Origin of the sequence: Pseudomonas sp. FSL R10-2964 (assembly GCF_009600035.1) — a bacterium.
Lineage (GTDB): Bacteria > Pseudomonadota > Gammaproteobacteria > Pseudomonadales > Pseudomonadaceae > Aquipseudomonas > Aquipseudomonas bubulae.
In genome coordinates this window covers 69,709-90,726 of the sequence record NZ_WIWH01000024.1, presented here as the reverse complement: position 1 = coordinate 90,726, position 21,018 = coordinate 69,709, and the positions used below count along the sequence as shown (strand labels likewise).

21 protein-coding genes and 1 tRNA gene are annotated in these 21,018 nt (G+C 58.4%); 10 read left to right on the top strand and 12 right to left on the bottom strand.

The window, feature by feature from the left end; translation table 11 throughout:
- Window positions 1-170 precede the first annotated feature (170 nt).
- From GHN92_RS15070 to GHN92_RS15045, 6 genes are all read right to left on the bottom strand, one after another.
- Window positions 171-1,442: an OmpP1/FadL family transporter gene (locus GHN92_RS15070; RefSeq protein ID WP_095018457.1), complete on the bottom strand. Its 1,272-nt coding sequence runs from the start codon at window positions 1,440-1,442 to the stop codon at window positions 171-173.
- A 538-nt stretch (window positions 1,443-1,980) separates the two neighbouring features.
- Window positions 1,981-2,056, bottom strand: a tRNA-Gly gene (locus GHN92_RS15065).
- Between the two features lie 63 nt (window positions 2,057-2,119).
- A complete protein-coding gene (gene pgsA, locus GHN92_RS15060; RefSeq protein WP_153380502.1) occupies window positions 2,120-2,677 on the bottom strand; it encodes a CDP-diacylglycerol--glycerol-3-phosphate 3-phosphatidyltransferase in 558 nt (185 codons plus the stop codon).
- Between the two features lie 32 nt (window positions 2,678-2,709).
- Window positions 2,710-4,533, bottom strand: a complete 1,824-nt coding sequence (gene uvrC, locus GHN92_RS15055) for an excinuclease ABC subunit UvrC (protein WP_095000028.1) — start codon at window positions 4,531-4,533, stop codon at window positions 2,710-2,712.
- 2 nt (window positions 4,534-4,535) lie between these two features.
- Complete coding sequence (uvrY, locus tag GHN92_RS15050) at window positions 4,536-5,174, bottom strand: UvrY/SirA/GacA family response regulator transcription factor (protein ID WP_095000027.1); 639 nt, start codon at window positions 5,172-5,174, stop codon at window positions 4,536-4,538.
- A 116-nt stretch (window positions 5,175-5,290) separates the two neighbouring features.
- A complete protein-coding gene (locus tag GHN92_RS15045; protein ID WP_095000026.1) occupies window positions 5,291-5,671 on the bottom strand; it encodes a helix-turn-helix domain-containing protein in 381 nt (126 codons plus the stop codon).
- An 81-nt stretch (window positions 5,672-5,752) separates the two neighbouring features.
- On the opposite strand from GHN92_RS15045, the gene GHN92_RS15040 reads away from it, so the two are divergent.
- The 7 genes from GHN92_RS15040 (at window position 5,753) to GHN92_RS15010 (ending at window position 12,420) form a co-directional block, all read left to right on the top strand.
- Window positions 5,753-5,995 (top strand): DNA-binding protein, encoded by a 243-nt coding sequence (locus GHN92_RS15040; RefSeq protein WP_095018455.1) that lies wholly within the window; start codon window positions 5,753-5,755, stop codon window positions 5,993-5,995.
- 654 nt (window positions 5,996-6,649) lie between these two features.
- On the top strand, window positions 6,650-7,738 hold the full coding sequence (locus GHN92_RS15035) for a 3-deoxy-7-phosphoheptulonate synthase (protein ID WP_095018454.1): 1,089 nt from the start codon (window positions 6,650-6,652) through the stop codon (window positions 7,736-7,738).
- Between the two features lie 109 nt (window positions 7,739-7,847).
- Complete coding sequence (locus GHN92_RS15030; RefSeq protein WP_095000024.1) at window positions 7,848-8,729, top strand: triacylglycerol lipase; 882 nt, start codon at window positions 7,848-7,850, stop codon at window positions 8,727-8,729.
- 106 nt (window positions 8,730-8,835) lie between these two features.
- On the top strand, window positions 8,836-9,117 hold the full coding sequence (locus GHN92_RS15025) for a peptidylprolyl isomerase (protein ID WP_016781241.1): 282 nt from the start codon (window positions 8,836-8,838) through the stop codon (window positions 9,115-9,117).
- A 123-nt stretch (window positions 9,118-9,240) separates the two neighbouring features.
- Window positions 9,241-10,011, top strand: a complete 771-nt coding sequence (locus GHN92_RS15020; protein WP_153326651.1) for a 3-hydroxybutyrate dehydrogenase — start codon at window positions 9,241-9,243, stop codon at window positions 10,009-10,011.
- A 147-nt stretch (window positions 10,012-10,158) separates the two neighbouring features.
- Entirely contained in the window at window positions 10,159-11,265 is a 1,107-nt protein-coding gene (locus GHN92_RS15015; protein WP_153380500.1) for an enoyl-CoA hydratase/isomerase family protein, read from the top strand.
- Between the two features lie 3 nt (window positions 11,266-11,268).
- Window positions 11,269-12,420 (top strand): acyl-CoA dehydrogenase family protein, encoded by a 1,152-nt coding sequence (locus GHN92_RS15010; protein ID WP_095000022.1) that lies wholly within the window; start codon window positions 11,269-11,271, stop codon window positions 12,418-12,420.
- Between the two features lie 118 nt (window positions 12,421-12,538).
- Here GHN92_RS15010 and GHN92_RS15005 read toward each other — a convergent pair whose 3' ends face one another.
- Genes GHN92_RS15005 through GHN92_RS14985 form a run of 5 tightly spaced genes read right to left on the bottom strand, consistent with a single transcriptional unit; the run spans window position 12,539 to window position 18,111 of the window.
- Window positions 12,539-13,312: an enoyl-CoA hydratase gene (locus GHN92_RS15005; protein WP_095000021.1), complete on the bottom strand. Its 774-nt coding sequence runs from the start codon at window positions 13,310-13,312 to the stop codon at window positions 12,539-12,541.
- 16 nt (window positions 13,313-13,328) lie between these two features.
- Window positions 13,329-14,456 carry an acyl-CoA dehydrogenase gene (locus GHN92_RS15000; RefSeq protein WP_095021148.1) on the bottom strand — a complete coding sequence of 376 codons (1,128 nt, stop codon included), beginning with the start codon at window positions 14,454-14,456 and terminating at the stop codon, window positions 13,329-13,331.
- A 9-nt stretch (window positions 14,457-14,465) separates the two neighbouring features.
- Complete coding sequence (locus GHN92_RS14995) at window positions 14,466-15,659, bottom strand: acetyl-CoA C-acyltransferase (protein ID WP_153380498.1); 1,194 nt, start codon at window positions 15,657-15,659, stop codon at window positions 14,466-14,468.
- A gap of 10 nt (window positions 15,660-15,669) precedes the next feature.
- Entirely contained in the window at window positions 15,670-16,437 is a 768-nt protein-coding gene (locus GHN92_RS14990) for an SDR family NAD(P)-dependent oxidoreductase (RefSeq protein ID WP_095021149.1), read from the bottom strand.
- Window positions 16,438-16,452: 15 nt separating this feature from the next.
- Window positions 16,453-18,111, bottom strand: a complete 1,659-nt coding sequence (locus GHN92_RS14985; RefSeq protein WP_153380497.1) for an AMP-binding protein — start codon at window positions 18,109-18,111, stop codon at window positions 16,453-16,455.
- Window positions 18,112-18,318: 207 nt separating this feature from the next.
- Here GHN92_RS14985 and GHN92_RS14980 point away from each other — a divergent pair, with 207 nt between their 5' ends.
- The 3 genes from GHN92_RS14980 (at window position 18,319) to GHN92_RS14970 (ending at window position 19,560) form a co-directional block, all read left to right on the top strand.
- Window positions 18,319-18,672 (top strand): VOC family protein, encoded by a 354-nt coding sequence (locus GHN92_RS14980; RefSeq protein ID WP_372239750.1) that lies wholly within the window; start codon window positions 18,319-18,321, stop codon window positions 18,670-18,672.
- A 265-nt stretch (window positions 18,673-18,937) separates the two neighbouring features.
- Window positions 18,938-19,261 (top strand): type II toxin-antitoxin system RelE/ParE family toxin, encoded by a 324-nt coding sequence (locus tag GHN92_RS14975; protein WP_095023299.1) that lies wholly within the window; start codon window positions 18,938-18,940, stop codon window positions 19,259-19,261.
- The gene (locus GHN92_RS14970) at window positions 19,258-19,560 is read left to right on the top strand and encodes an addiction module antidote protein (RefSeq protein WP_153380495.1); all 303 of its coding nucleotides are present in this window, start codon (window positions 19,258-19,260) and stop codon (window positions 19,558-19,560) included. The genes GHN92_RS14975 and GHN92_RS14970 overlap by 4 nt, the downstream gene beginning before the upstream one ends.
- 60 nt (window positions 19,561-19,620) lie before the next feature.
- On the opposite strand, the gene GHN92_RS14965 is transcribed toward GHN92_RS14970, so the two are convergent.
- On the bottom strand, window positions 19,621-21,003 hold the full coding sequence (locus tag GHN92_RS14965; RefSeq protein WP_232527576.1) for a DUF1329 domain-containing protein: 1,383 nt from the start codon (window positions 21,001-21,003) through the stop codon (window positions 19,621-19,623).
- Window positions 21,004-21,018 lie beyond the last annotated feature (15 nt).

Sequence of the window (21,018 nt, the reverse complement as noted above, 5' to 3'; positions counted from 1 at the left end):
CAACAAGTTTTGCGGCGATGGTCTCATTGGCCTGCGCTATGCGGTGCTTGCGACAATACTTTACGTACAGAGCCTAGGGTTTGAGCCAGATATGCGCCGCAATAAATGCGAAACATATCTGGCCCTACTCTGCTTCAGATCACTGCAGTGATATTGCGTAAACCCGCAGATCAGAAACGATAGGTGATCGAAGTACCAAAACCGCTCGCGCTGTTTTTGTAGGTAGAGCTGTACGCGCCCTTGGAAGCCGAGCTGTCGTTGACCTTGGTACTGTCTTCCCACAGGTAGGAGTACGCCAGGTCGATCGTCATGTTACTCACCGGCGTCCAGCCAGCGCCGAAGCTGATGGCGGTACGGTCACCGGTGGGGATACGCGGCGAACGGTTGCTGTTGTTGGTCGGCGACTCATCGACTGACAAGCCCGTGCGCAACACCCATTGCGGATTCAACTGATACGCGACGCCAATGGCGTGGGCCCAGGTGTCGTGCCAGTTCTGCTCCTCGGTAATGGTGCTCAACGAGCCGCCAAGACGCGGGCTGACATCACTGTTCTGAGCGGTAATGTCCTTGAGGCGGCTCCAGCGGGTCCAGGTGCTCCCCGCATACAGGGTCCAGTCATCATTGAGCTGGTGAGTGACCGAGAAGTCCACGGACTCCGGCGTGTCCAGGTCCAGCTTGGCATCGTAGCTCTGGCCGCTCAGGCCCAGCAGGCTGAAGGTACCGCCAGTGACCTTGGTAGTGCCCTTGAGGTTGTAACTGACCTTGGAGTGATACGTCAGGCCCACACGGGTGCTGTCAGTGGCCTGTACCAGGATGCCGGCGTTGAAACCGATGGCCGTGTCATCGCCGCTGATCTTCACCTTGCCGTCGTTACTGCCCGGGGTAAGGGCATTTGGCACTTGTGAAGTCAGTTCACCGTCAATGCGGTTGATGGTCGGACCAAACCCGATCGACACCTTGTCATTGAAGGCATAGCTGACCGTAGGCTGGAACGTCATGACTTGAATCTTGCTTTTATTGGCGAAGTAGCGGCCGGCGAAACCACTGCCATAGTCCGTAATCAAACCAAACGGCACATAGAAACCGACACCGAAAGCCCAGTGTTCATCAATCGGCTTGACGTAATAACCCATTGGCACCGCAGTCAACGGCACCATATCGCCGTCTTCCTTGCCGCCAAAGGTACTGCGGGTATGGCTGATATCGGTTTTCGCCACAAGCAAGGCAGCACCTGCACTCACCTGCTCCTGTTTCAGGCGCGCCATGCCCGCAGGGTTGCCGTATACGGTACTGGCATCATCGGCAGAGGACGAGCGGCCGGCGAAGCCAGTGCCCATGCCGCTGATACTTTGTTCATTGATTGCAAGACCGCTGGCAAGTAGCTGAGACGACGCAAGTGCAACGGCAAGACCGAGGGTGGTCTTGAAGAATAGTTTTTTCATTATTAGAGGTCCAGTGATCAACGGGGCGCAAACTACCAATATTCCTGATCCGTTGCCAGAGCCTGTTATATAGAAATCAATTGCCTTGTAGGACAATACAACAAGAGCGCGCCGTTATTCAGCGGGCGAATACCCGCTGATGGGCAGAGCTGATCAACTGATTGATTTCGCTAACATATTAAAGCGCTAAAGATCATTAAACATGATGCACTAAACATGAAATCGCAATCTGCTGTCCGGGAGCTGATGGCGCCGGACTTGAGTGAAGTGGGTCGCTGGCGGGGCAAGTGCGCTTTTCTTGAAAGAGCTGCGAACTTTAAATAAACCCATATTCAACGTCTCAATCAAACAGGCCAGGGAATAGCAAACGGTTGGGCATTTAATAGATCAATACGCTGTGTCGGGCGCACATCATTTTCAGCCCGCGGCTTCAGAAGAGCGATTCAGCATCCCCGAATAAAACGCCAGAAACGAAAAAAGGACCCGAAGGTCCTTTGTTCTGCCCTTGCGAATCCGATTGAATTCACTGGGCCATGTTTGGAGCGGGAAACGAGACTCGAACTCGCGACCCCGACCTTGGCAAGGTCGTGCTCTACCAACTGAGCTATTCCCGCTTGGTGATGCGCATTCTATAGAAATCTAATAACGCGTCAAGCCTTTGTTTTAAAAAGTTTTATTTATTTTACCGAGGTGGTCTTCAGATGCGGCCAGGCAGCCCGCAAATACTGGAGCATCGACCACAGGGTCAGACCGGCAGCTACCAACAGCAACCCGTACCCTACCAATACCCAGAAGCTGAAGTCCGACGGATTGGCCAGCAGTATGACCAGAGCGAGCATTTGCGCTGCGGTTTTCCATTTGCCCATGTTCGAGACCGCAACCTGGGTCCGTGCCCCCAGCTCCGCCATCCACTCGCGCAACGCGGAGATGACGATCTCACGGCCAATAATCACCGCCGCCGGCAAGGTCAGCCACACGTTGTGATGCTCTTGCACCAGCAACACCAAAGCCACAGCCACCATCAACTTGTCGGCCACCGGATCCAGAAAGGCACCAAAAGGCGTGCTCTGCTCCAGCCGGCGGGCCAGGTAGCCGTCAAGCCAGTCGGTCGCCGCCGCAAAGGCAAAGACTGAGCTGGCGGCTGCATAACTCCAGCTGTAAGGCAGGTAAAACAACAAAATGAAGAAAGGAATAAGTAGAACGCGTAGTACGGTGATCAAATTAGGGATATTCATCGGCACAACTGGCTACGAGGTGAGGTGGCATTCTACTCGCTGTGCAGGTTTGCATAAATCAACTCAGCGAGCTTTTTACTGATCCCGGGTGCTTTGGCGATCTCCTCGATGCTTGCACGAGATAGCTCCTGTAAGCCACCAAAATGTTTCAATAAATCTCGGCGGCGGGTCGGCCCTACCCCTGCAATGCCTTCCAGCGTTGAGGTTCGACGGGTTTTTCCGCGTCGCGCCCGGTGCCCGGTAATTGCAAAGCGGTGGGCCTCGTCACGGATTTGCTGGATCAGATGCAAGGCCGGCGAGTCACCCTTGAGGGTGAATTCATGGGCCGCATCATTCAGGTAAAGCGTTTCAAAACCGGCCTTGCGCGTCGTACCTTTGGCCACGCCAAGCAAAATCAGGTCGGGTACTGCCAATTCATTCAGCACATCACGGGCCATCGACATCTGCCCCTTGCCACCGTCGACCAGAAGAATGTCCGGCAGTTTGCCCTCTCCCTCCTTGAGTCGACTGAAGCGCCGCATCAGTGCCTGGTGCATGGCCGCATAGTCGTCGCCAGGCGTGACACCTTCAATGTTAAAGCGCCGGTAGTCGGACTTGATCGGCCCCTCGGGGCCAAACACCACGCAGGACGCCACAGTGGCCTCGCCGCTGGAGTGGCTGATGTCATAGCACTCCAGGCGCTGCGGAATCTCATCGAGTTTCAATACCTGGGCCAAGGCTTCAAAACGCGCCGCCACATGCAGGCGATTGGTCAGGCGGGCCATCAGCGCTTGCTCGGCGTTGGTGACCGCCAACTGCTGCCAGCGCGCCCGGGTGCCACGCACACGATAGCTGATCGCCAGCTCTCGGCCACGCAGCTCGGCGATTGCATCGATAATCGCCCCGAAGCTCTCATGCTCCACGTTGACGATCAACTCGCTGGGCAGGTCGCGCTCGGGGCTGCTGATGTAGTACTGGCCAAGAAAGGCCGCCATGACTTCGGCGACATCTTCCTCAATACCTACCTGAGGGAAAAAATTCTTGCTGCCCAGCACACGCCCGCCGCGCACGTTGATCAGGTGCACACAGGCGCCGCCCGGGTTGACGAAAGCGGCAATCACGTCCACGTCGCCGTTACCGCCCTCCATGCTTTGCTGGTCCTGAACCCGGCGCAGCAAGGAAATCTGGTCACGCACCTCAGCGGCACGCTCGAAGTCCAGCGTGCTGGCAGCCTGTTCCATGGCTGCGTTCAACTCATCGGTCAGGGCACTGCTACGCCCTTCAAGGAACATGATCGAATGGCGTACGTCCTCGGCATATTCCTGCGGGTCAACCAGGCCGACACAAGGCGCCTTGCAACGCTTGATCTGGTACTGCAAGCAAGGTCGCGTTCTGTTTTTGAAGTAGCTGTCGTCGCACTGACGCACCAGAAAAGTCTTCTGCAGGATACTCAGACTTTCACGGATGGCGCCGGCGCTGGGGTAAGGCCCGAAATACTTGCCTTTCAGTTTTTTGGCACCGCGGTGAATACTCAGCCGCGGGTATTGACCATCCGACAAAAACACATAGGGATAGGACTTGTCGTCGCGCAACAGGATGTTGTACGGCGGACGCCACTCTTTGATAAGCGTCTGCTCAAGCAACAGCGCTTCGGTTTCGTTGGCGGTAATAGTGGTTTCAATTTGCGCAATACGCGCAACCAGTGCAGCCGTCTTGGGCGCCAGGCCGGTTTTGCGAAAATAGCTGGCCAGGCGTTTTTTCAGGTGCTTGGCCTTGCCCACATAGAGAAGCCGCGCATCGCTGTCGAACATGCGATACACGCCGGGTCGACCACTGCAGGTCGAAAGAAATGCACTTGCATCAAACACGTCTGTCATCTCTAACCAGCATCAACCATGCCGTGACGAACGGCCAGCAAGGCCAGCTCAACATCGCTCTTGACCGAGAGCTTCTCGTAAATACGGTAGCGATAGGTGTTTACCGTCTTGGGCGACAAACAAAGCTTGTCAGAAATAACCTGAACCTTCTGACAGCCAACAATCATCAGGGTGATCTGGATTTCGCGCTCGGACAAGGCATCGAAGGGAGAGTCGCTGGCAGGCTGAAAAGATTTGAGCGCCAGTTGCTGTGCCACTTGCGGACTGATATAGCGCTGGCCTGCGAACACCTGGCGAATTGCCTGAACCATTTCAGCCAGACCGGCACCTTTGGTCATGTAACCCGCCGCGCCTGCTTGCAGCAAGCGCGTAGGAAAAGGGTCTTCTTCACACACGGTCACAGCGACAACCTTGATATCCGGGTGGCTGCGCATCATCTTGCGAGTAGCCTCAAGACCACCAATGCCAGGCATTTTGACATCCATCAGGACCACATCCGGCTTCAATTCACGAGCCTTGAGCAACGACTCTTCGCCGGACTCGGCCTGACCGACCACCTGCAGACCTTCGATATCGGCCAGCATTCGTGTGATCCCTGTACGCACAAGATCGTGGTCATCGACCACTAGAACCCGAATCAAGTCGACACCTCGCAAATTGGTCTTGGTTGATTGCCGACACCTTAGCAAAAACTAAAGCACCAACCTATCGACTTGCGTCAACTATCCCTGCCAAAGCATTAAATCCTTTTAAACATTCATTCCTTGACGGGATCTACCTCCTTAGGATCACGGCGTTCCTTTGCCGCTTGAGGTGCCGATAATTCTGCCAGGGTAGTGGTGAGGCGGCGAATGGCGTCCTGATCCTCCTTGTGCAGCACCCTGTAACTGATCAGCACCTTCTCTTCAAGGTGACTCAAATTATCTAGCAGGGTCGGGGTTGGACTGCCGGTCAACACGTAAAGCACGTCAACACCTCGGGCAGCAACGCGCGACAAGTAATCTGCCTTGGGTGCGCGGTCACCATTTTCATATTTGCCCTGGGCATTAGCCTCGACACCACCGATTTCGCCAAAAGTTTTTTGCGACAAACCTAGCCGCTCTCGCTCCTGCCGCAAGCGCAAACCAATTCCACTCATTTGGATGTAGGATCCCATTTTAAACACCCATAAGGATGGTATAATCGATAAACATTAAACAACTTTGAACGGTTTTGAACTATGACCGGAATTCGTACCGCTGCACAAGCCAAGGCATGGCTGGAACACCAGGGAAAGTCCGTTCAAGAGTTCGCTCGGGAACATGGCATAGACCCGGCTACCACTTATCAAGTGCTCGCCGGGCGCAAAAAGGGGAAACGTGGTGAAGCCCACAAGGTAGCGGTTCTTCTGGGCATGAAGGACGGGATCATTCCGTCCCAGGGCACGCATCTGACAGAAGCTAAGGATGATGAGTTAGCTTGAGTATGCGCCTAATCGGGCGACAGGCCCGATTTAGTGTTTATACTGGCTCAGGGGCCCGATTACAGGGCTCTGCGCCCTGCCCCGGCATTGCACACGTACAGGTCAATAGTGATCGTGGGAGTTCCAGATAGTATTTTCTTATTGAATCTGCCCGTTCGCCTCGCGTAAGCTGCAAACCATCAATCGGAGACCACCCATGTTGCATCACGCCACCACCGCCATCTGCATGACCACACGCCAATCGCGTCTGGCTGCTGCTGTGTGCGCGAACAACATGCACTCCACAGCACGATTTTATTTTGGGTATTGGTTTAGCCACTGGCGCGCCTGATACCCACACGGCGCCCACTACTTAGGGGTCGCCTGACAGAGAATTCTCACCCCCGGTCGGCTTCCCGACCGGGGGTTTTGTTTTTTTGGCCCCTGACATTTTCTTGAATTGAGGATTTACCCCATGAACTACGCCACTTATTACCGTTTCGACCTTTGCACTGCATGGCGATTTATCAGCCACCGTTCGGGACAGCCTGCCGCCTCCGAACGGACCCACATTGGTGGCACGCACGTACTTACAGCCAGTCTGGCCAATTGTCGAACACCCCACTAGGGCTGAGCGCGCGGGACAACCCGCCGCCTGCCCAGGAAGCCCGAACCATGAACGCATCCGTATCCGCCCTGCCAACCGTACACGCTGTATCTGCCCCGGTGACGACCCGTCGCCTGCCCACGGCAGCACAACTCAAACAGCAACTGCCCCTCAGCGATGCCCTGCGCGTCCAGATCAGCAGCCAGCGCCAGGCCATTCGCGCCATCCTTGACGGTGAAGATTCCCGTTTACTGGTGGTGGTCGGCCCTTGCTCCATCCACGATCCCGTCGCCGCCCTGGAATACGCCAGCAACCTGGCTGCCCTCGCCCATGATGTGCGCGACGACATGCTGCTGGTAATGCGTGCTTACATTGAAAAACCGCGCACCACCGTGGGCTGGAAAGGCCTGGCCTACGACCCGCACCTGGACGGCAGCGATGACATGGCCCACGGCCTGACCCTTTCGCGCGAATTGATGCTGGAGATGCTGCGCATGGGCCTGCCGGTCGCCACCGAGCTGTTGCAACCCATCGCCGCCGGCTACTTCGACGACTTGCTGGGCTGGGTAGCTATTGGCGCCCGCACCACGGAATCGCAAATCCACCGCGAAATGGCCAGCGGGCTTGATTTGCCGGTGGGCTTCAAGAACGGCACTGACGGCGGCGTGGCCATTGCCTGCGACGCCATGCGTTCCGCCGCCCACAGCCATCGTCACTTCGGCGTCGACAGCCAGGGCCACCCGGCAATCGTCGAGACCCGTGGCAATCCCGACACCCATCTGGTGTTGCGCGGCGGCCACAGCGGTCCCAACTACGACCGCGCCAGCGTCGCCAAGGCGCGTGCAGGGCTTGAGAAGTCCGCCATCCCGGCCCGCATGATGGTCGATTGCAGCCACGCCAACAGTGGCAAAGACCCGCTGCGCCAGCCGCAAGTCTTCAATGATGTGCTTGAACAACGTCTTGCCGGCGATCACTCGCTGATCGGCATGATGCTCGAAAGCCATCTGTTCGAAGGCTGCCAGTCCCTGGGTGCAAACATGCGCTACGGGGTCTCGGTGACCGATGGCTGCCTGGGCTGGGACGCGACCGAGCAACTGCTGCGTAACGCCGCACATCAGTTGCAAACACAGCGCCACACCGCCAAGGCCATCGCCTGACAGACGCGTTCGGCAAACCACAGCGCAACCAGGGACAATGCCTACGGTTGCGCGAAGCCGGTATCGACTAAGGTGTTTTTATGGTTCAAAAACACCTGGAAAATAGCCCATGGACGACTCAGCCAATACCAAGTATCCGATATTACTGGTACACGGCCTCTTCGGTTTCGGCCGCATAGGCCCATTCAACTACTTCAAAGGCATCAAGCAAGCGCTCGGCGGATCGGGCGCCCGGGTTTTCGTACCGATCATCTCGGCCGCCAACAACAACGAGACCCGGGGCGAGCAGCTGCTTGAATACATACGCGGGGTTTGCTCGCGCACCGGGGCAACACGGGTCAACCTGATCGGCCACAGCCAGGGTGCCCTGACAGCCCGCTATGCGGCAGCCGTGGCCCCCCTTCTGATCGCCTCCGTCACCTCCGTCAGCGGACCGAATCATGGCTCCGAAGCAGCAGACCGCTTGCGCCAGGCCTTCGTGCCCGGATCGCTCCCCGAAACCGTCGCCGCCGCCCTGACCACCTCGTTTTCCAGTTTCCTGTCCGCGATCACCGGCCACCGGCAATTACCGCAACACGCCCTTGAAGCCCTCAACGCGCTGACCACCGAAGGCGTTGCCGCCTTCAACCTGAAATACCCCCAGGGCCTGCCCGCCACATGGGGCGGCATGGGCCCCGAGCAGGTCAATGACGTTCTTTATTACTCATGGAGCGGCATCATCAAGGGCTCACGGTTGTCGGAGTCGCTAAATCTGCTCGACCCTCTACACAATGCCTGCCGCATCTTTGGCAGTTTCTTCACCCGCGAGAGCAAACAGAACGACGGGCTGGTCGGACGTTTCAGCTCGCATCTGGGCCATGTGATCGGTTCGGACTATGCAATGGATCACCTGGACACCATCAATCACCTGGCCAGAATGAACCGCACACGCATTGACCCTGTCGCCCATTACCTCGATCACGCCAGACGACTAAAGGCAGCGGGAGCATAAGCCCACCGGCAAACCCGCAACGAAATATAGCAAAGCGCACTTTTTGCCGAGAAAAACCCTACTGAATCCGGTAGGCTCGGCACTTTCTTGAAAGGAGTACACCCTCATGGCCAAAGCCACTGCCCGTCATATCCTGGTTGCCACCGAAGACAAGTGCAACGAACTGAAAGCCCAAATCGAAGGCGGCGCTGATTTCGCCGAAGTTGCCAAGGCCAATTCTTCTTGCCCATCCAGCCGTCAGGGCGGCGATCTGGGCTCTTTCGGCCCGGGCCAAATGGTTAAAGAATTCGACACTGTCGTGTTCAGCGCGCCAATCAACGTGGTGCAAGGCCCGGTTAAAACCCAGTTTGGCTACCACCTGCTGGAAGTCACCAGCCGCCAGGACTGATCCTCTGCGCGCTGCGTGAAGACGGCCCGCCTTTTGGCGGGTCGTTTCGTTTGGGCAACGGCAAATCCCCGTGCTACGTTTCCTCATTCACGAATCCGTCGTGACTCATCCGAGGAATTGATCATGAGCCTTACAGGTAAAACTGCATTGGTTACCGGCTCCACCAGCGGCATCGGCCTGGGTATCGCATTGAGCCTGGCCAAGGCCGGAGCCAACCTGATCCTCAACGGTTTTGGCGATCCGGCCAAAGTGATTGCCGAAGTCGAACAGTTCGGCGTCAGGGTAGGTCACCACCCCGCAGATGTCAGCGACCCGGCGCAGATCGCCGACATGATCGATTATGCCGAGCGCGAATTCGGCGGGGTCGACATCCTGGTCAACAATGCAGGCATTCAGCATGTAGCCAGCGTCGAAGAGTTCCCGGTAGAGCGCTGGGATTCGATCATCGCCATCAACCTGTCCAGCGTGTTCCACAGCACCCGCCTCACCCTGCCCGGCATGCGCAAGCGCGGCTGGGGGCGCATCGTCAATATTGCCTCGGTTCATGGCCTGGTGGGCTCGGTCGGCAAGGCCGCCTATGTCGCCGCCAAGCACGGGGTAATCGGCCTGAGCAAAGTGGTGGGCCTGGAAACCGCCACCAGCAATATCACCTGCAACGCCATTTGCCCGGGCTGGGTGCTGACGCCGCTGGTGCAAAAACAGATTGATCAGCGCATCAGCCAGGGCATTGACCCCTATCAGGCGCAGCACGACCTGTTGGCCGAAAAACAACCTTCGCTGGAATTCGTCACCCCGCCGCAACTGGGCGAGCTGGTGCTGTTTTTATGCAGTGAGGCTGGCAGTCAGGTACGGGGCGCGGCATGGAATGTCGATGGTGGCTGGCTGGCGCAATAAGATCGCGCATTGCTGCACGCCCAATATGCAAAAATGCACAGCAACCCTGCACTTATCAGGGTTGTAATGGGCAAATTTGCACTGTTAGCATCGGTTATCGTTCACCCGTGAACCCCCTTAAAAATAATATAAAGCAGGGAGTTAGTGATGACTGCTCAGGTTTCCTCCTCACCGACACCGGATATCGCGCAGCTGCAAGGCACCGTTCTGGCCGAGGTCCGCAACCATATTGGCCACCTGACCCTGAACCGCCCAGGCGGACTCAATGCCATCAATCTTGAAATGGTCCGCAGCCTCCAGCAGCAACTCGATGCCTGGGTCGAAGACCCGCAAGTCAAGGCCGTGGTACTGCGTGGCGCGGGCGAAAAAGCCTTCTGCGCGGGCGGAGATATACGCTCGCTGTACGACAGCTATCAAAACAACGACACCCTGCATACCCTGTTCTTTGAAGAGGAATATGCCCTCGACCTGACCCTGCACCGCTACCCCAAACCCGTTGTGGCCTTGATGGACGGCTTCGTTCTCGGCGGCGGCATGGGCCTGGTGCAAGGCGCGGATCTGCGCCTGGTTACCGAGCGCAGCAAATTGGCGATGCCGGAAGTGGGCATCGGTTATTTTCCTGACGTTGGCGGTAGCTACTTCCTGACTCGAACGCCAGGTCAGCTAGGCACTTACCTGGGCGTCAGCGGGGTCCAAATCCGCGCTGCCGATGCCTTGTACTGCGGGCTTGCTGACGGCTATCTGGAAAGCACCGCACTGCCTGAACTGGACAAGGGTCTCGACAGCCTCAACTGGCAAAAATCCCCTATCGATGACCTGACCGCGCTGGTAGCCCGATTCGCCGTAACCGTATTGCCCGACCCACCGCTGGCCAGGTTGCGCCCGCTGATTGACAGCGTTTTCGCCCAGGTCGACATGCCACGGATTATCGCCCATCTGCGCGCTGTCATAGCCCCGGAAACCCGCGACTGGGCCAATGAAACCGCCGACCTGTTGCAAACCCGCTCGCCGCTGGCGATGGCCGTGACCCTTGAAATGCTGCGCCGTGGCCGAGCGCTGCCCCTTGAGCAATGCTTCGCCCTGGAACTGCACCTGGATCGCCAGTGGTTTGATCGCGGCGACCTGATGGAAGGCGTGCGTGCATTGATTATCGACAAGGACAAGAAACCGCAGTGGAACCCGCCCAGCCTGAATGCACTGGATCCAGCCCATGTCGCCAGTTTCTTCACCGCATTCAACGCCAAGGGAGCCTGAGCCATGCAAGACATCGAACTGAGCGAAGAACAAGTGATGATCCGCGACATGGCTCGCGACTTTGCCCGGCGTGAAATCGCCCCCCATGCCCAGGCCTGGGAAAAAGCCGGCTGGATCGACGACGCGCTGGTGGCCAAGCTTGGCGAACTGGGGTTGCTGGGCATGGTGGTGCCGGAGGAATGGGGTGGCACTTATGTCGATTACGTCGCCTACGCCCTGGCCGTGGAAGAAATCTCCGCAGGTGATGCCGCGACCGGCGCCCTGATGAGCATCCACAATTCGGTGGGCTGCGGGCCGATACTGAAATACGGCAGCGAGGCACAAAAACAGACCTGGCTGGCGGAGCTGGCCAGCGGCCAGACCATCGCCTGCTTCTGTCTGACCGAACCCCAGGCCGGCTCCGAAGCCCATAACCTGCGCACCCGCGCCGAGTTGCGTGACGGTCAATGGGTGATTACCGGTGCCAAGCAGTTTGTCAGCAATGGCAAGCGCGCCAAACTGGCCATTGTCTTTGCGGTAACCGACCCTGATCTGGGCAAAAAAGGCATTTCGGCGTTTTTGGTACCCACCGCCACCCCCGGTTTTATTGTCGACCGCACCGAACACAAAATGGGCATCCGCGCCTCGGACACCTGCGCGGTAACCCTCAACAGCTGCAGCGTGCCTGAAGCCAATATGCTCGGCGAGCGCGGCAAGGGGCTGGCCATTGCCCTGGCCAACCTGGAAGGCGGGCGAATCGGCATTGGCGCCCAGGCATTGGGCATCGCCCGTGCGGCCTTCGAGGCAGCACTGGGTTACGCCCGTGACCGGGTGCAATTTGACAAGGCGATCATTGAGCACCAGAGCGTGGCCAATATGCTCGCCGACATGCAGACCCGCATCAATGCGGCACGCCTGCTGATCCTGCATGCGGCGCGCCTGCGCAGCGCGGGCAAGCCCTGTCTGTCAGAAGCTTCGCAAGCCAAACTGTTTGCTTCGGAAATGGCCGAGTATGTGTGTTCCAAAGCCATCCAGATCCACGGTGGCTATGGCTACCTTGAAGACTATCCGGTGGAGCGCTACTACCGCGATGCGCGGATTACCCAGATTTATGAAGGGTCGAGCGAGATTCAGCGCATGGTGATTGCGCGGGAGTTGAAGAATTACCTGCTTTAGAAACTGGCTCAAAACCAGTGGGAGCGGGCTTGCTCGCGATGCAGGCGGCTCGGTGCTTCTCACACACCGAGTTGAGGCTATCGCGAGCAAGCCCGCTCCCACATAGAGGCATGTGCAGTTATTGGTTCTTGAACTGCGCCTCGCGTTTTTCAACAAACGCCGCCATCCCTTCCTTCTGGTCCTGTGTGGCGAACAAGGCGTGGAATACCCGACGCTCGAAACGCACACCTTCAGCCAGGTTCACCTCAAAGGCACGGTTGACGCATTCCTTGGTCTGCATCAGCACCGGCAGGGACTTTTTGGCAATGGTGGCCGCTACCTTCAGCGCTTCGTCGAGCAATTCATCCACCGGCACCACACGGGCCACCAACCCCGAACGTTCCGCCTCTTCTGCGCCTATCAGGCGCCCGCTCAGGCACATTTCCATGGCCTTGGCCTTGCCCACCGCACGGGTCAGGCGCTGTGTGCCGCCCATGCCCGGCAACACCCCCAGGTTGATTTCAGGCTGGCCGAATTTGGCGTTGTCCCCGGCCAGAATAAAGTCACACATCATTGCCAGTTCACAACCGCCACCCAGGGCAAAACCCGCGACTGCAGCAATAATCGGCTTGCGCCTGGCCGCCACACGGTCGCTGTCGGAAAACAGGTCATCAAGATAAATTTGCGGGTAGCTCAGGTCGGCCATCTCCTTGATGTCCGCACCGGCAGCAAAGGATTTCTTCGAGCCGGTGATAACGATACAGCCAATCCCGTTATCGGCTTCCAGCCTGTCCAGCGCGTGGTTTACTTCGCGGATCAATTGCGCATTCAGAGCATTCAGCGCCTGGGGCCGGTTCAGGGTAATCAGGCCCACTTGCCCATGGATGTCCAACAGAATGGTTTCGTAGCTCATCGCTAATGTCCTCGATTCAAAGATTGCGCGAAATGACCATGCGCTGAATATCACTGGTGCCTTCATAGATCTGGCACACCCGCACATCGCGGTAGATCCGTTCCAGCGGGAAGTCGCTCAAATAGCCATAACCGCCCAGGGTTTGCAACGCCTTGGAGCACACGCGCTCGGCCATTTCCGATGCAAACAGCTTGGCTTGCGAGGCCTCGACCAGCGCCGATTGCCCACTGTCACGCAGTGCCGCAGCGTAATGGACCATCTGCCGGGCGACGGCGATTTCCGTCGACATATCGGCCAGGCGAAACGCCACCGCCTGATGCTCCACCAGGGGCTGGCCAAAGGTCACGCGTTCGCGGGCATAGTCGCGGGCCGCTTCAAAGGCTGCACGGGCCATGCCTACGGCTTGTGCGGCAATACCGATGCGCCCGCCTTCCAGGTTGCCCAGGGCAATCTTGTAGCCTTGCCCCTCTTCGCCCAGGCGGTTGGCCACCGGTATCTTCAGGTCAGTAAACAGAATCTGGCAGGTGTCCGATGCATGCTGCCCCAGTTTGTCTTCAACCCGGGCCACGCTGTAACCCGGAGTATCCGTGGGTACGATAAACGCGGTAATGCCACGCTTGCCCGCCGCCGGGTCCGTCACCGCAAACACGATCACCACTCCGGCGTTTTGCCCTGAGGTAATGAACTGCTTGCAGCCATTGAGAATGTAATGATCGCCTTCGCGGCGGGCTCGGGTTTTCAGGTCACTGGCATCGGAGCCGGCCTGCGGCTCGGTGAGGGCAAACGCGCCGAGCATTTCACCGCTGGCCAGGGGGATCAGAAATTGCTGTTTTTGCGCCTCGCTGCCGTATTTGAGAATCGGCACGCAACCCACCGAGTTATGCACGCTCATGATCGTGGAGCAAGAGCCGTCACCGGCGGCGACTTCTTCAAGGGCCATGGCATAGGCCTGATAACCCGTGTCACAACCGCCCCACTCCTCGGGCACCAGCATGCCGAAAAACCCTAATTGAGCCATCTCGGCAATTGCCTCACGAGGGAAGCGATGCTGCTTGTCCCACTCGGCGGCAAAGGGCTTCAGGCGCTCTTGGGCAAACTCTCGGGCTGCTTCGCGTATTTGTAATTGTTCGGGTGTAGGCAGCATACAAAATCCTTAATACAGACATTCCACGGCAATGGCCGTGGCTTCACCGCCGCCGATGCAGATGGCGGCAACACCGCGTGTAGCCTTTTGCTGGCGCAATGCCGAGAGCAAAGTCACCAGTATTCGCGCACCCGAAGCCCCAATCGGATGCCCCAGGGCACAGGCGCCGCCGTAGATATTGACCTTGCTGTGGGGGATATCCAGCTCGGTCATGGTTACCAGGCTGACCACAGCGAACGCTTCGTTGATTTCAAACAGATCGACCTGGTTCAGATCCCAGCCAGTGCTGCTCATCAGGCGCTTGATTGCCCCCACCGGTGCAGTCGGAAACAACCCCGGCTCATCGGCAAAGGCGGCGTGGCCGTGGATAACCGCCAACGGCTTGAGGCCACGTCTTTGCGCTTCGCTGCGACGCATCAGTACCAGCGCCGCCGCACCATCGGAAATCGAGCTGGAGTTGGCCGCCGTAACCGTACCGCCCTCGCGGAACGCCGGTTTCAGGGTTGGAATTTTTGCCAGATTGGCCTTGGGCGGCTGCTCGTCATCACTGATCAGGCGCTGCTCTTTACCCACGGTCACCTGCACCGGGACGATCTCGCTGCTAAAACTGCCGTCCTTGATGGCCTGCTGCGCACGGGTCAGGGAGGCCACGGCAAAGGCATCCTGAGCTTCACGGGTAAAACCGTGATTCTGGGCGCAGTCTTCGGCAAAAGTCCCCATCAGACGGCCACGGTCATAGGCGTCTTCCAGGCCGTCAAGGAACATGTGATCCAGCACCCGGCCATGGCCCATGCGGTAACCGCTGCGGGCGCGATCAAGCAGGTACGGCGCATTGGACATGCTCTCCATGCCCCCTGCCACCACCACATCGGCAGTGCCGGCCAGCAGCCTGTCATGCCCAAGAATGGCCGCTTCCATGCCCGAGCCGCACATCTTGTTCAGTGTGGTGCAACGGGTACCCTTGTCCAGCCCGGCCCCCAGGGCGGCCTGACGGGCAGGTGCCTGGCCGATCCCTGCCGACAGCACACAGCCAAACAACACTTCTTGCACACCATCGACAGCAACACCCGCGCGTTCAACCGCTGCACGGATCGCCGCAGCGCCCAGTTGCGGCGCGGTCAGGCCCTTGAAGTCCCCCTGAAAGCCGCCCATGGGCGTACGCGCAGCACTTACGATTACAACCGGATCATTGCTGATTGTCATATCTCACCTCTTATTTCGCGGCCATGCGCAAGGCACCGTCGAGTCGGATCACCTCACCATTGAGCATGCTGTTTTCAATAATGTGACGCACCAGCGAGGCGTACTCGTCAGGCTTGCCCAAGCGTGGTGGAAATGGCACACCGGCGGCCAGCGATGCACGCACTTCAGGCGTCATGCCAGCCATCATCGGGGTTTCAAAAATACCCGGGGCGATGGTCATTACCCGAATGCCGAAGCGTGCCAGTTCACGGGCTGCAGGCAAGGTCAGGCTGGCAATCGCGCCCTTGGATGCTGCATAAGCTGCCTGACCGATCTGACCGTCGAATGCCGCGACCGAAGCCGTGTTGATGATCACCCCGCGCTCGCCCTCGGCATCGGCAGTGGTTTCGGCAATCGCCGCTGCAGCCAGACGCAACATGTTGAAGCTGCCAATCAGGTTGACGTTGATCACCTGGCTGAATGAGTCCAGCCCATGGGGGCCGTTTTTACCGAGGATCTTTTCACCGCGCACAATGCCGGCACAGTTGACCAGCCCGTTGACCGCGCCAAAGGCGGCCACTGTAGCGGCCACGGCCGCCTGGGCGGCATCTGCCTGGCTGATGTCCGCCACAGCGCTGCGCGCCTGCTCGCCCAACGCCAGGGCCTGGGCGGCCACTGCTTCGGCGTTCAGGTCCACCAGCATCACTTTGGCACCTGCCTTGACCAGCATGTGCGCCGTGGCGGCACCCAGCCCCGATGCACCACCGGTGACGATAAAAACCTTGTTTTCGATTTGCATGATGATTCCTGAAAGTTAGACGCTGGCGCTTGCGGCCAGCTCAGCCTTGGCGATTTCCTGATTGCGCAAAATAAAGCGCTGCAACTTGCCGCTGGGTGTCTTCGGCAATTCGCTGACAAATTCGATTTCACGGGGGTAAGCGTGGGCAGCCAGCCGTTGACGCACGTGCAGGCGCAGGGTTTCAGCCAGTTGTGCATCCCCCAGATACTGAGGGTTCAACACCACAAAGGCTTTGACCAGCTCGGTGCGCTCACGGTCCGGCTTGCCCACCACGGCGGCCTCTACCACCGCCGGGTGTTCGATCAGGGCGCTTTCCACATCAAAAGGCCCGACGCGGTAACCGGACGTGGTAATCACGTCGTCGCTGCGCCCGACAAAACTGATGCTGCCGTCCGGGTTCAGCTCCACGGTATCGCCACTCAGGTAATAGTTGCCGACAAAAGCCTTGGTCTTGAAGCCTTCGTAGCCACCAAACCAGCACATCGGCGACTGGCTGCGATCAACCGCCAGAATCCCCGGCTGGCCAACGGGCAGCTCCTGATGATTGTCATCGAGCACCACGATGCGGTGGCCCGGCGAGGCAAAACCGGCGGCGCCCATATGCACCGGATGATCGAGCCCGTGATGGTTGCACAGCACCATGCCGACTTCGGTCTGGCCATAGTGGTCGTGGATGGTGACGTTGAGTTCATCGGCAAACCAGCGGATGACTTCGGGGTTGAGCGGCTCCCCGGCACTGCTGACCACGCGCAACTGGCCCTTGATCTTGCTGGCGAAGGCGTCACCGGCCGCAATCAACAGGCGATAGGCGGTGGGCGAACCGGTCAGGTTGGTAATACCGTATTTCCTGATGACCCGGCAGGTACTTTCGACCGTGAACGGGCCGTCGTACAGGGTGATCGGGTGGCCCATCGACAGTGGCCCGGTGATGCCGAAATAAATGCCATAGGCCCAGCCCGGATCTGCCAGGTTCCAGAACGAATCCTCGGGGCGCAGCCCCACTGCATCACGGGTGTAGCTCTGGAATGCAACGATGGCCTTGAGCGGTACCAGCAGCGGCTTGGCCGGGCCGGTAGTGCCCGAGGTAAACATCAGCAGAAACGGATCTTCACCGCTCAGCATCACCGGCTCACAGGTAGCCGGGTAGTTGTCCAGCTCTGCCCAGAAACTGAAGTCGCCACGTACCAGACCCTGCCCCTTGGCTCCCGCCACCGTGACAATGGCCGGGCAATCATTGACCTCGTCGAGTTTGACGCGGTTGACCGCATCGGTGACCACCAGGGCTGCCCCCGAACTGTTGAGGCGATGTTCGATGGCCTTGGGCCCGAATGCAGTGAACAGGGGCTGGTAGATGGCACCAATACGCCAGGCGGCGAATGCGACGATCAACAACTCGACATTGCGTGGCAGCAAACCTGCCACCTTGTCGCCCTGCTTGACACCCTGGGCGAGGAGAAAATTGGCAAAGCGCGCGGCCTGCTCCTGCAACTGAGTGAAGGTATAAGTCGCGCTGCTGGCATCGCGCCCCTCCCAGAACAACGCAATGCGGCCCGGCAAGGCATGACGGTCGCAGCACTCGACACAGGCATTGATCGCTGCCAGATGGCCATCCAGCGCACCGGCTACCGTGCGTTGGTAGTCAAAATCAGTCATCGAACTCAGATAGTCGCGCATCAGCAGAATCCCTCGGTCTTTATTTTTAGGATGGGAACCGTGAAAAATCCTGCTGATAATCGCCCTGCGAAGGCTCTGCAACAATGGTCAAAACACTCAAGCTGGGTGACTGCTTTGGCCAATGGCTACGAGCTTCTTGCGCTGATGAGAACCGCATGGCATTCAGCCAGTCACTTATCTATATTTGAGCCTCATAAGGAGATGCCCGTGACTACTGACAACCGCCAAAACAGAATCGACAACATCGAATTCAACGTCCATGACATCGCGCGCAGCAAAGTCTTTTATGGCGCCGTGTTCGGCTGGACCTTCACCGACTTTGGCCCCACCTACAGCGAATTCAGCGATGGGCGCCTGAGCGGCGGCTTCACCACTGGCGAACCTGTACGCCCCGGTGGCCCGCTGATCATTCTGTACGCCGACGACCTGGCCCAGGCTCAGCAAGCCATCAGCGCTGCCGGAGGTCGCATCAGCCGACCTGAATTCAAGTTTCCCGGCGGCAGCCGCTTCCACTTCACCGACCTGGATGGCTACGAACTGGCCGTGTGGTCGCAGGCATAATTAATCACTCCCCTTCGACACAACCCTCCCCCTCCCCCGGCAATGACGTGTTGCATTACCGGGGTCTGCCGCTGCGCCGCAATTGCGCCTATGTAATAAAACCTGCACAACCTTGCGATCCATCCTAATTGCCCTCGCTACACCGCAGCCCTAGCTTTGCCACGGCCACCTTCAATCACATTGAATGTGGGTCTGCACTGACGAACAGCCGTGCTTGGCGGTTAAAAATAATTGACCAAAGGGTAGCTTCAAAGCTACATTTCAAATGCTAGAGATAAGACACTACCTCAGCGAAACAGGTAACGACCCTTACCAGCAGTGGCTGGACCACTTAAAGGATCGCACGGCCAAGGCACGCATCACCGTGCGGGTCAACCGGCTTTCAGCGGGCGCTTTTGGTGATTGCAAAGCCCTGTGCCAGGGCGTATGGGAATTGCGTATAGATCACGGACCAGGCTATCGGCTGTATTACGCTCGGGACGGCAAAAAACTGGTGTTGCTGCTGCTGGGTGGCGACAAGCGCCAGCAACAGGCCGATATCGAAAAAGCCGTGCGCTGCTGGAACGAGTATCAGAAGAGGAAGCCATGAACAAAACCAAGAATCACGACGAATCCGTTATCGAGATGATCCGCCAGGATCCCGAATTTGCCATTGAATACCTGCGTATCGCCATTGATGAGCTCGATGAAGAAGGTGGCCAGGCCAGCTTTCTGACCGCGTTGCGCCATGTTGTCGAAGCACGGGGCGGCATGGCACAAATAGCCGAAAAGGCCGGGCTTTCCCGCGAAAGCCTGTACCGCGCCCTTTCGCCCAAGGGCAACCCGACACTGAGCACCATGCGTCAGGTCGTCCATGCCACCGGAATGACGTTTGCCTCACTGACCTGAGCCCATGAAAAAGCCCCGCAGGCGTTACACCGACGGGGCTTTTACCTGCAACCCTGCGGTTTACCTCCCCATCGCCCGCGCCGCATCAGCGGTGTACTGGTCAGGGGTGAACTTGCCTTCGTTGAGGATCGGGCCTTTCTTGGCTTCGTTGGTCATGCCGTAGCCGGTGTACTGCCCCGAGTTCAAGTCCATGAAGAACTGTGAACCGGCCTGCCAGCCACTCATGTCCGGGTGGTAGTAGTAGTTGATCATGGCGTGTTTCCACAACTGGCCACGCGCGTCGTAGTTGTCCGCCAGCACCGAGTTCCAGGTGTCCTCGTCGAGGAACAGTACACGCTTGCCGTATACGTGGCGGTAGCCTTCCTTGAGGTCGGCTTCAACCACCCACACCCGGCGCAGCTCATAACGCATCAAGTCCGGATTGGGGTGATTGGGCGTCAGCATGTCAGCGTATTTCACCGTACCTGCGTTGGGCTTGTAGGCGTTGGCCGGAATGTAGATTTCGCGCTTGCCCAGCAGCTTCCAGTTGTAGCGCTCCGGCGAGCCGTTATACAAACGGTCTTCGTCCACGGTCATGGTGCCATTGGTACCGATCATCGGCTGGTCGTAGCCGTAGCCCGGCAACAGTCGCACACGACGGGTCGAAGGGCTGTAGCTCCAGGCCTGGCGCGGGTCGGTGGCGAAGTTGTAGGGTTCGTGGGAGATGCTCAGCGTGCCGTTGTCACGGGTCGGCTTGAGGGTCATGTTGTTGCTCATGGCCTGGAGCTTGTTTTCAGTCCTGGGTTCTACCGTAGGCGAGTTGGCCATGGCCAGGTTGCGGGCATAGGCACGGCCCCAGCCAATGCTGCCGTTGGGCAGCACGGAGGCCAGGTCACTGGTTTTTTCTTCGGTCCAGGCACGGGCCGGCAGCTGGTGGTTCCATAGCGCTTCCATGCCGTTTTTAGGAATCGGGAACGGCACTTGTCCCAGCCCTTCAAAGCCCATGCCATCATTGACCAGCTTGGCGTTCAAGGCATTGTTCATGACCCGCTGGCACACGTAATCCGGGTAGCGGTAGTCACGGTGACCGGTGTAGATGTTCATCTTGTAGGTGGTCGGATAACGCTTGAGCAGCGCCTTCTGGCCTTCGGTCAGTTTGTCTTCGTACTGGGCCATGTTCTGCGCGGTAATCACCAGAATCGGCTTCTCCGCAGCGTAGGGGTCAACCGGCTGGTCGCCGGAAAACTTCACATGGTTCCAACCCGGCACTTCGCCCAGGTACTTGCCGGTATACGCAGGGATGGTGCCCGCGGCGTTACCCGCCTGCTCTGCCCCTACACAGGTCAGCTCCTTGCCCAGTTTGGCCGCTTCTGCGGGCGATACCTGGGCAGATGCCGTGCCGATGGCGACCACGTTGACGGCCATGGCGGCTGCGAGCATTACGCCTGTTCTTGTTATTTTCATGTATTGCCTCCTACG

Excerpts from the sequence above, each read along its gene's own strand:
- GHN92_RS15070 (WP_095018457.1), bottom strand. The coding sequence starts at position 1,442 with ATGAAAAAACTATTCTTCAAGACCACCCTCGGTCTTGCCGTTGCACTT.
- GHN92_RS14965 (WP_232527576.1), bottom strand. The coding sequence starts at position 21,003 with ATGAAAATAACAAGAACAGGCGTAATGCTCGCAGCCGCCATGGCCGTC.
- GHN92_RS15040 (WP_095018455.1), top strand. The coding sequence starts at position 5,753 with ATGACCGGAATTCGTACCGCTGCACAAGCCAAGGCATGGCTGGAACAC.
- GHN92_RS14995 (WP_153380498.1), bottom strand. The coding sequence starts at position 15,659 with ATGACAATCAGCAATGATCCGGTTGTAATCGTAAGTGCTGCGCGTACG.
- GHN92_RS15005 (WP_095000021.1), bottom strand. The coding sequence starts at position 13,312 with ATGAGCTACGAAACCATTCTGTTGGACATCCATGGGCAAGTGGGCCTG.
- uvrC (WP_095000028.1), bottom strand. The coding sequence starts at position 4,533 with ATGACAGACGTGTTTGATGCAAGTGCATTTCTTTCGACCTGCAGTGGT.
- pgsA (WP_153380502.1), bottom strand. The coding sequence starts at position 2,677 with ATGAATATCCCTAATTTGATCACCGTACTACGCGTTCTACTTATTCCT.
- GHN92_RS14970 (WP_153380495.1), top strand. The coding sequence starts at position 19,258 with ATGAACAAAACCAAGAATCACGACGAATCCGTTATCGAGATGATCCGC.
- GHN92_RS15020 (WP_153326651.1), top strand. The coding sequence starts at position 9,241 with ATGAGCCTTACAGGTAAAACTGCATTGGTTACCGGCTCCACCAGCGGC.
- GHN92_RS15010 (WP_095000022.1), top strand. The coding sequence starts at position 11,269 with ATGCAAGACATCGAACTGAGCGAAGAACAAGTGATGATCCGCGACATG.
- GHN92_RS15015 (WP_153380500.1), top strand. The coding sequence starts at position 10,159 with ATGACTGCTCAGGTTTCCTCCTCACCGACACCGGATATCGCGCAGCTG.
- GHN92_RS15025 (WP_016781241.1), top strand. The coding sequence starts at position 8,836 with ATGGCCAAAGCCACTGCCCGTCATATCCTGGTTGCCACCGAAGACAAG.
- GHN92_RS15000 (WP_095021148.1), bottom strand. The coding sequence starts at position 14,456 with ATGCTGCCTACACCCGAACAATTACAAATACGCGAAGCAGCCCGAGAG.
- GHN92_RS14975 (WP_095023299.1), top strand. The coding sequence starts at position 18,938 with ATGCTAGAGATAAGACACTACCTCAGCGAAACAGGTAACGACCCTTAC.
- GHN92_RS15030 (WP_095000024.1), top strand. The coding sequence starts at position 7,848 with ATGGACGACTCAGCCAATACCAAGTATCCGATATTACTGGTACACGGC.
- GHN92_RS15045 (WP_095000026.1), bottom strand. The coding sequence starts at position 5,671 with ATGAGTGGAATTGGTTTGCGCTTGCGGCAGGAGCGAGAGCGGCTAGGT.
- GHN92_RS14985 (WP_153380497.1), bottom strand. The coding sequence starts at position 18,111 with ATGCGCGACTATCTGAGTTCGATGACTGATTTTGACTACCAACGCACG.
- GHN92_RS14990 (WP_095021149.1), bottom strand. The coding sequence starts at position 16,437 with ATGCAAATCGAAAACAAGGTTTTTATCGTCACCGGTGGTGCATCGGGG.
- GHN92_RS15035 (WP_095018454.1), top strand. The coding sequence starts at position 6,650 with ATGAACGCATCCGTATCCGCCCTGCCAACCGTACACGCTGTATCTGCC.